The organism is Nocardiopsis alkaliphila YIM 80379 (genome assembly GCF_000341005.1).
GTDB lineage: Bacteria > Actinomycetota > Actinomycetes > Streptosporangiales > Streptosporangiaceae > Nocardiopsis > Nocardiopsis alkaliphila.
Genome location: NZ_ANBD01000048.1, coordinates 1 through 12926 on the forward strand (window position 1 = coordinate 1; position 12926 = coordinate 12926).

At 68.4% G+C, this 12926-nt stretch carries 13 protein-coding genes; 10 read left to right on the forward strand and 3 right to left on the reverse strand.

Annotated features, from left to right (window positions below; genetic code table 11):
* The first annotated feature begins 130 nt into the window (after nt 1-130).
* From D472_RS0107700 to truA, 3 genes are all read left to right on the forward strand, one after another.
* Nucleotides 131-1153, forward strand: coding sequence for a DNA-directed RNA polymerase subunit alpha (locus tag D472_RS0107700; protein ID WP_017603906.1), 1023 nt, complete (start codon nt 131-133; stop codon nt 1151-1153).
* A 66-nt stretch (nt 1154-1219) separates the two neighbouring features.
* On the forward strand, nt 1220-1717 hold the full coding sequence (rplQ, locus tag D472_RS0107705; RefSeq protein WP_017603907.1) for a 50S ribosomal protein L17: 498 nt from the start codon (nt 1220-1222) through the stop codon (nt 1715-1717).
* A gap of 95 nt (nt 1718-1812) precedes the next feature.
* Nucleotides 1813-2655, forward strand: coding sequence for a tRNA pseudouridine(38-40) synthase TruA (truA, locus tag D472_RS0107710; RefSeq protein WP_026117482.1), 843 nt, complete (start codon nt 1813-1815; stop codon nt 2653-2655).
* Nucleotides 2656-2748: 93 nt separating this feature from the next.
* Here truA and D472_RS0107715 read toward each other — a convergent pair whose 3' ends face one another.
* Nucleotides 2749-3558, reverse strand: coding sequence for a hypothetical protein (locus D472_RS0107715; RefSeq protein WP_017603909.1), 810 nt, complete (start codon nt 3556-3558; stop codon nt 2749-2751).
* A gap of 1078 nt (nt 3559-4636) precedes the next feature.
* On the opposite strand from D472_RS0107715, the gene rplM reads away from it, so the two are divergent.
* The 4 genes from rplM (at nt 4637) to D472_RS0107735 (ending at nt 8280) form a co-directional block, all read left to right on the forward strand.
* Entirely contained in the window at nt 4637-5086 is a 450-nt protein-coding gene (gene rplM, locus D472_RS0107720) for a 50S ribosomal protein L13 (protein WP_017603910.1), read from the forward strand.
* A 37-nt stretch (nt 5087-5123) separates the two neighbouring features.
* Complete coding sequence (gene rpsI / locus D472_RS0107725; RefSeq protein WP_017603911.1) at nt 5124-5633, forward strand: 30S ribosomal protein S9; 510 nt, start codon at nt 5124-5126, stop codon at nt 5631-5633.
* Between the two features lie 164 nt (nt 5634-5797).
* A complete protein-coding gene (gene glmM / locus D472_RS0107730; RefSeq protein WP_017603912.1) occupies nt 5798-7135 on the forward strand; it encodes a phosphoglucosamine mutase in 1338 nt (445 codons plus the stop codon).
* Between the two features lie 116 nt (nt 7136-7251).
* On the forward strand, nt 7252-8280 hold the full coding sequence (locus D472_RS0107735) for an ROK family glucokinase (protein WP_033303367.1): 1029 nt from the start codon (nt 7252-7254) through the stop codon (nt 8278-8280).
* Nucleotide 8281: 1 nt separating this feature from the next.
* Here D472_RS0107735 and D472_RS0107740 read toward each other — a convergent pair whose 3' ends face one another.
* On the reverse strand, nt 8282-8680 hold the full coding sequence (locus tag D472_RS0107740) for a Uma2 family endonuclease (protein ID WP_017603914.1): 399 nt from the start codon (nt 8678-8680) through the stop codon (nt 8282-8284).
* Between the two features lie 134 nt (nt 8681-8814).
* Between D472_RS0107740 and D472_RS0107745 the strand changes: the two genes are divergently transcribed.
* The 3 genes from D472_RS0107745 (at nt 8815) to D472_RS0107755 (ending at nt 11587) form a co-directional block, all read left to right on the forward strand.
* Nucleotides 8815-9588 carry an SDR family oxidoreductase gene (locus D472_RS0107745; RefSeq protein ID WP_017603915.1) on the forward strand — a complete coding sequence of 258 codons (774 nt, stop codon included), beginning with the start codon at nt 8815-8817 and terminating at the stop codon, nt 9586-9588.
* A gap of 9 nt (nt 9589-9597) precedes the next feature.
* Nucleotides 9598-10362: a crotonase/enoyl-CoA hydratase family protein gene (locus D472_RS0107750; protein WP_017603916.1), complete on the forward strand. Its 765-nt coding sequence runs from the start codon at nt 9598-9600 to the stop codon at nt 10360-10362.
* Between the two features lie 136 nt (nt 10363-10498).
* Nucleotides 10499-11587: a DUF6716 putative glycosyltransferase gene (locus D472_RS0107755; protein WP_017603917.1), complete on the forward strand. Its 1089-nt coding sequence runs from the start codon at nt 10499-10501 to the stop codon at nt 11585-11587.
* 31 nt (nt 11588-11618) lie between these two features.
* Here D472_RS0107755 and D472_RS25005 read toward each other — a convergent pair whose 3' ends face one another.
* Complete coding sequence (locus tag D472_RS25005; RefSeq protein ID WP_017603918.1) at nt 11619-12872, reverse strand: glycosyltransferase family 2 protein; 1254 nt, start codon at nt 12870-12872, stop codon at nt 11619-11621.
* Nucleotides 12873-12926 lie beyond the last annotated feature (54 nt).

Consider the following 12926-nt stretch of genomic DNA (forward strand, 5'->3'; position numbering starts at 1 on the left):
GTCCCGCTCCCTTCGGTGGAGCTCGGGACGGACCGGGTAGGAATCCGAACAGGGGACATCGCCGACCGGGCGGTGTCCATCCGGTGGCCGTCAAATAGCGGGCGGCCATGTGGAAGGGAAGACACGGACCATGTTGATCGCACAGCGTCCCACGTTGACCGAGGAGACCATCTCCGAGTGGCGCTCGAAGTTCGTCATCGAGCCCTTGGAGCCCGGTTTCGGTTACACCATCGGTAACTCGCTCCGTCGTACCCTGCTGTCCTCCATCCCCGGCGCGGCTGTCACCAGCATCCGCATCGAGGGCGTCGAGCACGAGTTCACCACCGTGCCCGGTGTCAAGGAGGACGTCACGGAGATGATCCTCAACCTCAAGGGCCTGGTCGTCAGCTCCGAGCACGATGAGCCGGTTCTGATGTACCTGCGCAAGCAGGGGCCGGGTGTGGTGACGGCCGCGGACATCGCTCCGCCCGCCGGTGTCGAGGTGCACAACCCCGAGTTGCACATCGCCACGCTCAACGGCAAGGGCAAGCTGGAGATGGAGCTGACGGTCGAGCGCGGCCGCGGTTACGTCTCGGCGACGCAGAACAAGCAGCAGGGTCAGGAGATCGGCCGTATCCCGATCGACTCCATCTACTCGCCCGTGCTGCGCGTGACCTACAAGGTCGAGGCCACCCGTGTCGAGCAGCGCACCGACTTCGACCGTCTGATCGTCGACATCGAGACCAAGCCGGCCATCCGTCCCCGTGACGCCGTGGCCAGCGCGGGCAAGACCCTGGTGGAGTTGTTCGGTCTGGCGCGTGAGCTCAACGTCGACGCCGAGGGCATCGACATGGGCCCGTCGCCCACGGACGCCGCCTTGGCGGCGGACCTGGCGCTGCCGATCGAGGACCTCAACCTCACGGTCCGGTCCTACAACTGCCTCAAGCGCGAGGGCATCCACAGCGTTGGGGAGCTGGTTGCCCGCTCTGAGCAGGACCTCCTGGACATTCGGAACTTCGGTGCCAAGTCCATCGACGAGGTCAAGCAGAAGCTCGTCGACATGGGCCTGTCCTTGAAGGACTCCCCGCCCGGGTTCGACCCCGGCACCGCGGCCGACTCCTTCGGCTCCGAGGATGACGAGGGTCAGTCCTTCGTCGAGACGGAGCAGTACTAGACCTTCGTCGCCCAATGGTCCCCGGCCGAGTGCGGCCGCGGACCGCATCACTAGGAGAACGACACCATGCCCACGCCTACCAAGGGCGCCCGTCTGGGTTCCGGGCCCGCTCACGAGCGGCACATCCTGGCGAACCTGGCCACCTCGCTGTTCCAGCACGGCCGTATTCGCACCACGGAGGCCAAGGCCAAGCGCCTGCGTCCGTACGCGGAGAAGCTCATCACCCTGGGCAAGCGCGGTGACCTGCACGCCCGTCGTCAGGTGCTGACCAAGATCACCGACAAGGCCATCGTGCACGAGCTCTTCACCGAGATCGGCCCGCGCTACGAGAACCGTCCCGGTGGTTACACCCGTATCACCAAGATCGGTCCGCGCAAGGGCGACAACGCCCCGATGGCCATCATCGAGCTGGTCGAGGCGCTGAGCGCCCCCGCCGCTCCGGCTGCTCCGGCCGCCTCGACCGAGGAAGCCCCCGAGGCTTCGGTCGAGGAGACCACCTCCGAGGAGACCGCTGAGGCCACTGAGGCCGACACGGCCGCCGAGAAGAGCGACGAGAGCAAGTAGGGCCGTCGTGTCCGGGCGGCGAGCCCGTGCGCGAACGTTCCGACGAGTGCCCGACCCTCCACGGGGGTCGGGCACTCGTTCTTCGTGGGGTGGGGATGGACGAGAACGAAACCGTCCGGCTGCGGCTGGACATCGCCTATGACGGAACGGACTTCTCCGGGTGGGCCGCTCAACCGACCCGGCGGACCGTGCAAGGGGAGCTGGAGTCCGCCTTGGCGAAGGTGCTGCGCCTTTCGAAGGCTTCGGTGACCTGCGCCGGCCGTACCGATGCGGGAGTGCACGCCCGGGGGCAGGTGGCCCAGCTCGACGTGCCGCGCGCCACCTGGGACAGCGAGGGCGAACGGGTACTGCGTCGCCTCGCGGGGGTGTTGCCCAAGGACGTGCGGGTCAACGACGTGCGTTTGGCTCCACCGGGGTTCGACGCCCGTTTCTCACCCCTGTTCCGCCGTTACGTGTACCGGGTCGGCGACGCGCCCCACGGTGTGGATCCGCTGCGCCGTCGTGACGTGCTCTGGCACCGGAGTCCCTTGGACGTGGGTCGGATGAACGAGGCCGCGGCCCGTCTGGTGGGGGAGCACGACTTCGCCGCCTTCTGTAAGAAGCGCGAGGGCGCCACCACCATTCGCGAGCTCCTACGCCTGGAGTGGGTGCGTGAGGAGGAGCACCTGTTGGCCGGCACCATCCAGGCCGACGCCTTTTGCCACAACATGGTCCGCGCGCTCGTGGGAGCCCTCTTGGCGGTCGGGGACGGCCGCCAACGGGTGGACTGGCCGGAAAGGGTCCTGGGAGCCGCCGTGCGCGATTCCTCGGTGCACGTGGTCGGTCCCCAAGGGCTGAGCCTGGAGGAGGTGCGTTATCCCCCCGACGAGGAGTTGGCCGAGCGCGCCGCGCTCACCCGCCGCGTGCGCGAACCGTCCCGCAAAGGGCACCGGGCATGAGCCCGCGTGCCCGAACCCGGATGAGAACGGCGTCGTCCCGGTCCGGCCGGACCGGGACGACGCCGTGGGTTCTTCGCCCATGGGCGGAAGGGATCAGGAGCGGTCGTCGACGAGCTTGTCGTAGGCGGTGTCGATGAACCCCTCACCGATGTCACGAAGTTCGGTGGCCTGGCTCTCCTCCTCGCCGCTGCCGTCACTGTTGGCCGACAGCGCGAAGAGCAGGTAGCGCCCCCACTGACCGCTGCTGCCATGGCCACCGGAATATCCCAGGCGTTCGGCGGGGGAGCCCTCTTCACCCGGCAGACCGGCGAACCAGTGGGAGGCGACCAGGTCTTGGGCGGACATGGCCTCCTCCGCCTCGGTGTCGCCGGGCATGGCCGCGACGCCCACGGTGACGGCGTGGTTCTGGTCCTCGCTCAGATAGGAGGCCCGCACCAACTGACGGCACTCGCCGTCGGTGAGTGCTTGGCCGTAGTCGCCGTGGGTACCCGAAGCGCAGTCCTCGGTGTCGTCGACCGCCACACGGGTGAAGGTGCCCTGTCCCTCGATCTCGACTTCTTCGGGGAAGAGCGATTCGGGGCTGAGGGCGCCCGGGTCCTCGCTCTCGTCGGCCACGGTCACGGCCTCCGCGCCACCGCCGGAGCCGAGCCCGCCACTGGCGAACAGGAAGACACCTCCACCGACCACGAGGAGGAGGGCGGCGAAACCGGCGCCCAAGAGTACGTTGCGCTTCTTGGAGGCGCCGGTCGCACGGTCGTCGTAACCGTCGTCGTAGTCGTCGTAGCTTTGGACGTCGAACTGTGCGGTGTCGGCACCGGCGTCCTCGGGGACCTCGTCTCGGTACAGCGGACGGGCTCCCGCGCCCGTGCCGGGAACCGCGTTCAGGTTCTGGGTGGCCCCCATGGAGTCCGGCGGGAAGACCGGCTCGTTCCTGGCCGGTGGGGTCGGGGGGAGGGCTCCGGAAGGAACACCTGGAGGGGGCGTGGGGAGGCCGGGCGGGGGGCCCTGCGGATACCCGGGAGGCGGTCCCGCGGGCATGCCGGGGGTACCCGAGCCACCACCGGCCCCCATGCCGGGCTGTGCGCCGGTCGGTGGGTTCGGGGGCGGGCCTTGGGGGTGGGCGTGGGGTGGCTGAGCCGGGTGGGGTCGCTGAGGGCCGCTCATCGGACCGGGGGGGACCTGCGGACCACTCGGTGCTCCGGGGGGAGCGTGTGAGCCGCCGGGAGGCAGCGGGGGGTGGGGCGCGAAGCCCTGTGCCGGCGGCGCGCCATGCGAGGGTCCGGGGCCGGATGTGGGATGCTGGCCCTCAGAGGAAGAGGGCGGTCCCCCGAGCAGGTCCTGGCCGTCACCGTCCGGCGGGAGGGGATATCCGTCGGGGCCGTATTGAGGCTGGTTCGGATGCGTGCTGATGGGTGTCTCCGAAGGCTCTGAGGGTGGGACTGGACCGCGGTTCGCCGTGACCCGCGCTGCTGCGTCCGTATGGGGTCGGCGACCGTGACGGGCGTCTCCAAGGTTCACGTCATCGCCCGTCGTACCGGGCGGAGACAGGCCTTTCGGTGCAAGGGTAGCCAACCCGCGCTCGGGAAGAGGACGAAGCACTCCCGATGGCAGGCATAATAAAAGGCGGAGAGGTCACGGATGTGAACCCGTCCCGGCGCTTTCCCGCCCAGACGAGAAATCCCATCGGTCCGGTCCGGCGCTCGCTTTGACCTGCGTTGGTCTGGACGGGTAGGATGTTTCGTCGTTGTGCGTTGAGTTGCCGTGGGCCCCAAAACTCCCGAAGTTGGGTGCCGATCCACGCACCATCGTCTGCGCACTCACGACCGGGTCGTCCTGATTGGACATGGGACATCCGGCCAAGTAACAGCCCCGCAACAGTGAGGTTGTTCCCGGCCCCACACCCGTAGGGGTGTTCCGTAATACGAGTCCACCATCCCGTTCGGGATGGGGCAGCCGACTGGAAGAGCGAAGGCGAACGATCGTGCGCACATACAGCCCCAAACCAAACGATGTCCAGCGTCAGTGGCACGTTGTCGACGCTACCGATCTCGTGCTCGGGCGTATGGCGAGCCAGATCGCCACGCTGCTTCGGGGCAAGCACAAGCCCTACTACGCGCCCCACATCGACACCGGCGACTTCGTCATCGTCGTGAACGCCGACAAGGTCGCGCTCACCGGTAACAAGCTCGAGCAAAAGCGTGCCTACCGTCACTCCGGTTACCCCGGTGGTCTGCGTTCCGTCTCCTACGCCGACCTGCTGGAGAAGAACCCCGAGCGGGCCATCGAGAAGGCCGTCAAGGGGATGCTGCCCAAGGGCTCCCTCGGCCGTCAGATGGCCAAGAAGCTCAAGGTGTACGCCGGTTCCGAGCACCCGCACCAGGCCCAGCAGCCGGTTCCGTTCGAAATCACCAAGATCCAGCAGCCCGCCTAGGCGTTCGCAGACTTTCACAGGAAGCACGAGGTAAACCGTGGTCGAGCCCACCGGCATCGAAGACACCGCTCAGGATTTCGCTGAGAACCCGGAGGAGTTCCCCTCCGAGTACACCAGCGAGTCGGACGAGCAGACCGCCGCCTACGTCCCCACCGCCTCTGGCCCCAGCGCCGGCACCGGCCGTCGCAAGAAGGCCGTGGCCCGTGTCCGGATCACCCCGGGCGCCGGTGAGTGGAAGATCAACGGCAAGCCGCTTGAGGCCTACTTCCCGGACAAGGTCCACCAGCAGACCATCAAGGACCCCCTCACCTCCCTCGGGTTCGACGGCGCCTACGACGTCTTCGCCCGCTTGGACGGTGGCGGCCCCAGCGGCCAGGCAGGCGCCCTGCGTCACGGCATCGCCCGCGCCCTGGCCTCGCTGGACCCGGAGAACAACCGCCCGACCCTGAAGAAGGCCGGTTTCCTCACCCGTGACGACCGTGAGGTCGAGCGGAAGAAGGCCGGTCTCAAGAAGGCGCGCAAGGCCCCTCAGTTCTCCAAGCGCTGATGCTCATGCGCCGGCACTCGCTCGGCTGAGTTTCGCCCGTACGTCGTACCCGCAGCACGGGGTACGGCGTACGGGTTTTTGTTCTTTCACGGTGGCTCACTCGGCCACGCTGGACTTCACCGGCGCCGGAACCCGGTGCCACTCTCGGAAGGGGCTGAAAGCCTGTGGCTCGGTTGTTCGGAACAGACGGCGTACGTGGTCTGGCGGGAGGCGATCTGACCGCCTCCCTCACCTTGGAACTGTCCATCGCGGCGGCGCGCGTGCTCACCCGCGCGGTCGGTGGGAGGCGCCCGCGGGCCGTGGTGGGACGTGACCCCCGCGCCTCCGGGGAGTTCCTGGAGGCCGCCGTCGTGGCCGGACTGGCCAGCACCGGTGTGGACGTGGTCAAGGTGGGGGTGCTGCCCACCCCGGCCGTGGCCCATCTCACCGGGGCCTTGGACGCGGACTTCGGTGTCATGCTCTCGGCCAGCCACAACCCGGCCCCGGACAACGGCATCAAGTTCTTCGCCAAGGGGGGGCAAAAACTCGAAGACGCCCTGGAGGAGGAGATCGAGGGCATGCTGGGGGTGCCCTCCACTCCCGCAGTGGGCGAGGCGGTCGGTCGGGTCACCGAATCCCACGATGGCGCCGAACTCTACATCCAGCACGTGCTGGCCTCCCTGCCGCACAGCCTCAAAGGCCTCAAGATCGTCATGGACTGCGCGCACGGCGCGGCCTCCACGGTCGCCCCCGAGGCGCTGCGCCGGGCGGGTGCCGAGGTCATCGCCATCGGTGACGCGCCCGACGGCCACAACATCAACCAGGGGTGCGGCTCCACCAGTTTGGAGGCGCTCCAGGACGCGGTCCGTCTGCACGGCGCCGACGCGGGCATCGCCAACGACGGTGACGCCGACCGTTGCCTGGCCGTGGACGCCGATGGCGAGGTGGTCGACGGCGACCAGATCCTCGCGATCTTGGCCACCGAGGCCAAGGAGGCCGGTCGCCTGGTCAAGGACACGCTCGTGGTGACGGTCATGTCCAACCTGGGGCTGAAGCTCGCCATGCGGCGTGCCGGCATCACCGTGGTGGAGACCGCGGTGGGAGACCGGTACGTGCTGGAGGAGATGAAGCGTGGTGGGTTCGGTCTGGGCGGTGAACAGTCCGGGCACGTGATCTTGCTGGACCACGCCACCACCGGTGATGGTCTGTTGACCGGCCTGCACCTGTTGGCCGCGATGGCCCACCACGAGCAAGGGCTGGCGGAACTGGCCAAGGTCATGACCCGTTTGCCGCAGGTGCTCATCAACGTCCCCGACGTGGACAGGTCTCGGACGGGCGAGTCCGAGGAGCTGGCCGCCGCGGTCCGTGAGGCCGAGGCCGAGCTGGGCGAAACGGGCCGGGTACTGATTCGGCCCAGCGGTACCGAGCCGAAGGTCCGGGTGATGGTGGAGGCCTCCGAGCCGGAACAGGCCACCGCGGTGGCCGAACGCCTCGCGGGTGTGGTGCGTTCCGCCCTCGGTTAGGGGGTCCTTCGGGGTTGCGCGCGCATTCGGGCACGTAGGCGGCCCGGGTGCGCGTTTTTGTTCGTGGGAAAGCGGAAGGCTCCAAGGACGGGGGCGGGGTGGGAGTGGCCAAGGTGATGAACGTGCGAAGTGGGCACTCCCTGACGATCGGTGTGGACATCGGCGGAACGAAGGTGGCCGCCGCCGTGGTGACACCGGGCGGGCGGGTACTGGCACGACTGCGCACCCGAACGCCCGACCGCAGCCGAAGCCCTTCGGTGGTGGAGGACACGATCGTCTCGGTGGTGTCGGAGCTGCGCCGGGAGTACAAGGTGCGCGCCGTGGGTGTGGGTGCCGCCGGATTCGTCGATGAGCGGCGTTCCAGGGTGTTGTTCGCACCGCACCTGTCCTGGCGACAGGAGCCGCTTCGGGACGCCCTGTCCGTTCGTCTGGGGCTGCCCGTGGTGGTGGAGAACGACGCCAACGCCTCGGCCTGGGCGGAGGTGCGTATGGGCGTGGCCCGGGGCGTGGACGACGTGGTGGTCGTCAACCTGGGAACCGGGATCGGTGGGGCGATCGTCTCCGATGGGGTGCTTCGTCGGGGTCGTCATGGCCTGGCGGGGGAGTTCGGGCACATGACGGTGGTGCCGGGCGGACATCGCTGTGAGTGCGGCGACCGAGGTTGCTGGGAGCAGTACGCCAGTGGCAACGCGCTCACCCGACAGGCCCGCGAGCTGGTGGTCGCGGGGCCGCCGATGGCCGAGACACTGCGCCAGGCGGTGGGCGATGATCCGGAGCTGATCACGGGCCCACTGGTGAGTGAGCTGGCGCGTAAGGGCGACCGGGCCTGCCGGGAACTGATGGAGGAGACCGGCAGCTGGCTGGGGGCGGGCCTGGCCAACCTGGCGGCCGCCTTCGACCCGGAACTGTTCGTGATCGGTGGCGGAGTCTCGGAGTCCGGAGAGTTGCTGCTGGACTCGGCGCGAGGAGCCTTCCGCAAGGGGCTGACCGGGCGGGGACATCGCCCGGAGGCCCGAGTGGTCGCCGCCGCGCTCGGCAACGACGCGGGCATGATCGGTGCCGCCGATCTGGCGCGGGAGGCCCTGCCGCGAGGGGGACGACGCCGTCGACAACGCCGCCCGGGTGCTCTACCCAAGAGACGTTGACCTAGCGTCGACCGGTCAAGGACCGCACGTCGATGTCCAACGGGGAGGGCACGTCGGGCTTGAGCCGCTCTCGGGTGATGGTGATCGGTACGTACCGAGGAGCCCTGGCCCCGTCGAGTTCGTACACGTGGATCGCGGGTCCGGTCTCCTCCGGTTCGATCCGCCAGAAGTGCGGGATGCCGGCGGCCGCGTACTTCAGCGGCTTGGTGGTCCGGTCCCGGTCCTGGGATTCCTCGGAGACGACCTCGATGGCGATGAGCACGTCCTCGGGCGGAACGTGGGTGGCTCGGTGCCAGTCGAGATGGTCGTCAGCGCACTCCTCGAACCCGTGGACGAGGACGTCGGGCTCCGGACGCTGGTGAGTGCCCGGCTTCACGGTCGTTTCCAGCAAGACGTCCACTCCCGTTGGGGCCGCAGTGGGTGCTTTGCCCATATCCGGATCAGACCCCTTCGGCGAGGCCGAGCACGGCATTACCCGCGATTAACCGAACCCGGTTCTAGTGCGCGGGTCACATCCTCTGTAGAGTTCGGATCATGGATCTCAACGGAATCTCCGCCCTCGTTTCGGGCGGCGCGAGTGGCCTCGGCGAGGCCACCGCCAAGGAACTCGCCTCCGCCGGCGCCACCGTCGTCATCGCCGATCTGAACGCCGAGCGTGGCGAAGCGATCGCCAAGGAGATCGGTGGCGTCTTCGTCTCGACCGACGTCTCCCAGGAGGACCAGGTCAAGGCCGCCGTTCAGGCCGCCGTCGACACCGGCGCACCCTTCCGAGTGGCCGTCTCCTGTGCCGGCATCGGCTGGGCCACCCGCACCGTGGACCGCAATGGCAACCCCCACGACCTGGACAGCTACCAGAAGGTCATCCAGGTCAACCTGATCGGCACGTTCAACGTGCTGCGTCTGTCCGCGGCGGAGATCGCCAAGACCGAGCCGATCAACGAGGACGGCGAGCGCGGTTCCATCGTCAACACCGCCTCCCTCGCGGGTATCGAGGGACAGATCGGCCAGATCGCCTACTCCTCCTCCAAGGGTGGTGTGATCGGCATGACCCTTCCGGCCGCGCGTGACCTCGCCGCGGTCGGTATCACCGTCAACACCATCGCTCCCGGCATCCTCGAGACGCCGATCTATGGTGACGGACCCGGTTCGGAGGAGTTCAAGCAGCGTCTGGCCGCCCCGGTCCCCTTCCCCAAGCGCCTGGGTACCGCGGCGGAGTTCGGCAAGCTCGCCCGAACCCTGCTCGAGGTCAGTTACGTCAACGGTGAGGTCGTCCGCATCGACGGTGGCCTCCGTATGCCCCCGAAGTAGGAGGACGACGTGTCCGACGAGGTTCTCTACACCGCCGAGGACGGCGTCGCCGTCATCACCATCAACCGGCCCAAGGCCAAGAACGCGGTCAACGCCGCGGTCGCCGCTCGTATCGCCGAGGCGCTCGACGACATCGACGCCCGCAAGGACGTCTCCGTCGGCATCATCACCGGCGCCGGCGGCACCTTCTGCGCCGGGATGGACCTCAAGGCCTTCATGAAGGGCGAGGTCCCGGTGGTCGAGGGGCGTGGTTTCGGCGGGTTCGCCGAGCGCGGTCCGAAGAAGCCGCTGATCGCCGCGGTCGAGGGTTACGCTCTGGCCGGTGGATTCGAGGCGGTTCTGGCTTGCGACCTGGTCGTGGCCGCCAAGGACGCCAAGTTCGGTATCCCCGAGGTCAAGCGTGGCCTGGTCGCCGGCGCCGGGGGCCTGCTGCGTCTGCAGCACCGCATTCCGCGCAACATCGCGATGGAGTTCGCCTTGACCGGCGACTTCGTCGACGCAGAGCGCCTCGCGGACCTGGGTCTGGTCAACCAGGTCACCGAGAGCGGCGGTGCCCTCGAAGGCGCCAAGGCCTTGGCCGCCCGCATCACGCCCAACGGTCCGCTGGCCCTGAAGGTCTCCAAGGAGATCTTCCAGGCCTCGGACGACTGGTCCACCGACCAGATGTGGGACAAGCAGAACGAGTTGGCGGGCCCGGTGTTCGTCAGCCAGGACGCCATGGAGGGGGCGGCCGCCTTCGCCGAGAAGCGCGCCCCGGTGTGGAAGGGCGAGTAGCCCCTATCCGCTGATCACGGCGGCCGGNGTCGTGTCCGGCCCGCTCACGGTGATGCCGACACGGGGTCACAGGGTGACGGCACGTAGGTAATCTGGAGGCGTCCAGCGCTTCTCTCTCCCAGAAAACGACGGCCCCGTGTCCCTTGTCCCCACTCGCCCTCTGCCCGTCCTCGGTTCGCCCGCGGTCCTGGCGATCGCCGACTCCGCCCCACGCGCCCGTATGTCGGCCGTCATGCTCGGTGCCCTTCCCGAGGCGAGCGGTGCTCTGGGGTTGGCCGTCCTGCGCTCGGCCGACACTCCCTCACCCGCTCGAATCCGGGCCGAACTGGAGGGAACCAGGTACGTCGGCCGGCGCGTTCCGTTGCTGACCGTTGGACAGGTACGCAGGCTCGTCCGCCGACGACGCCCCGACGCGATTCTGCTCAACTGCTCGGGCCCCCACACCGAGGCCCTGTCCTGGTCCAGCCGGTCTTTCCTGCGTCGGTATCGACCGGTGGTGGCCTCCTCACTGCCGGTTCCCGCCCTTCCCGCCGCCGAGGGAGAGTGGTTGCACCGGTCGCGGGTGGACCTGGTGGTGGCGCACAGCCACCATGAGGTGGACGAGTACACCAACCTGGGTGAAAAACTCGGACTCAAGGGTCAGGTGGGACTCGCGAGTCTGTATCCGGACCGAGATGAACGGCCCGAGGGCGGTTATCGGAATCGGGTGGTGTTCGCGGCTCGGCCAGGGCTGCCCGCCGGGACCCTGGGCCGTGAGACGCTCCTGCTGACCTTGGCGGGGCTGGGTGAGGACCGCCCCGACCTGGAGGTGGTCCTGCACGTGGGGCCCGAGGGCCATCCCGAGTTGCTGGACACCTGGAAGGCCCTCGTTCGATCCGGGAGTGCCCGGGAGAGCGCGTTGACCGTGGTCTCGGGGCCGCTGCGAGAGCAGTTCGACCGAGCCCGTGGCCTGGCGGCGCTCGGCTCCACTCCGGTCCTGGAGGCCGTGGCCGCTCGGGTGCCCTCCCTGGTCATCACCGACTTCGGGGTGGGCCCGGACCAGGGCAACAGTGTCTTCGAGGGCAGTGGCCTGTTCGGTGACCTCAAGGACCTGAGGGCCTGTCGGTTCCATCGGCCGAGTCGGGCCTGGGGCGAGCGCAACCACTTCCATCCGGTCTCCGACGATGACTGGATGGAGCGGCTGTACGATCTGTGCGGCCAGGCCGCTCGGGGAACGCTTCGGTGAGGCCCCGGGGACGGGTTCGGGACATGGGGCGTCAGGAACGGTGGGCGTGGGGCAGGGCGTGTTCGCCGTCTGGTCGTGGTCGTGGGAGCTCGTCGGGCTCGGGCACCCAGAGGGGACGTAGGTCCAGGGCGGGTGGATGTGGCTCTCGTTCGATGGTGGGGGCACCTCGTGAACGTCGGTTCTGGCGGGCCTGGAGGACGTCGACGTGGTCGTCGGTGGGGAGTAGCCGCAGGAACCGGCGGGAGGGGTCGTGGACGACCGGGTCCCACAGGTGACGAAGTCGAAGATGGGCCGACCTGGTTTTGAAGTGGGTGGCCTGGGCGGCCTTCAACGCCGCGTAGGGCGTGTACAGGCCCAGTTCGACCAAGCGGAACTCCATGCCCCTGAGCCGGGAGGGGTACTCCATCCGGTCCGGTCGGTAGCGACGGTACAGCTCCTTGATCCTGCGGAAGTAGACGCGCCTGTCGGAGGGGCGGACACGGGAAGTGCGTTCCAGGCAGGACAGGAAGTGGTCGATCATGCGGTGGAAGACGAGGTCGCGCAGGTCGTCCAATTCGGGGTGCTGCTCGATGTAGGCGTAGACGCCGGCGTACTGGACGAAGATGTCGAAGTGCCGTCGGCTCGGTGAGACCGTGACGGAGCCGTCGGGGTACGGGTGGTGGCGCAGACAGGGACGCTTGAGGCAGGCGATGGCGCGGGCGGCCATCAGGGTTTCATAGGCGATGGGCGAGTCTTCGTAGAGGCCGGGTGGGAAGGCGAATTCGTTCTCCCACCAGAACCGGGTACGGAAGGCCTTGTCGCGGATGACCGCGGGGAGGCGGATCATCTCCGGCCGCTCACCCAGAGTGAAGATTTCGTCTTCGGTGGAGGACAGGAGCTTTCCTGCGACACCGGGGGAGCTCCTGCCACCGCGGTGGGTGTGAACGTACTCGAAGATCAGCAGGTCGGGGTCCCCGGCCTCCTCCAGACGCTCCGCGATGGCCGCCAGGGAACCGGGCAGGTAGTAGTCGTGGCAGTCGAGGAAGAGCAGGTATTCGCCCCAGGCCACCCGAGCGCCTTCGTTGCGGGCCGGGCCCGGGCCACTCGGCTCTTGGAGGCGGATGACGCGGACCCGAGGGTCCCGAAGGGCGTAATCATCGAGGACGTCTCTGATTCCCTGGGGTGAACGGTCGTCGACGGCGATGACTTCGAGGTCCCGGAAGGACTGGTCGAGAACGGAGTCCAGGCAGGTGCGGATCTCGGATCGGGCTTGGTGGATCGGAATGACGACGCTGAGCCGGGGCACGCGGTTACCCTTCGTCGATGGCCGGGCGAGGGCTTGGTGGCTCCCGTCCTCGTG

What these genes read in the sequence shown, in the direction of transcription:
- D472_RS0107700 (WP_017603906.1), top strand. Translation starts at nt 131, where the DNA reads ATGTTGATCGCACAGCGTCCCACGTTGACCGAGGAGACCATCTCCGAG.
- rplQ (WP_017603907.1), top strand. Translation starts at nt 1,220, where the DNA reads ATGCCCACGCCTACCAAGGGCGCCCGTCTGGGTTCCGGGCCCGCTCAC.
- truA (WP_026117482.1), top strand. Translation starts at nt 1,813, where the DNA reads ATGGACGAGAACGAAACCGTCCGGCTGCGGCTGGACATCGCCTATGAC.
- D472_RS0107715 (WP_017603909.1), bottom strand. Translation starts at nt 3,558, where the DNA reads ATGGGGGCCACCCAGAACCTGAACGCGGTTCCCGGCACGGGCGCGGGA.
- D472_RS0107735 (WP_033303367.1), top strand. Translation starts at nt 7,252, where the DNA reads ATGAACGTGCGAAGTGGGCACTCCCTGACGATCGGTGTGGACATCGGC.
- D472_RS0107745 (WP_017603915.1), top strand. Translation starts at nt 8,815, where the DNA reads ATGGATCTCAACGGAATCTCCGCCCTCGTTTCGGGCGGCGCGAGTGGC.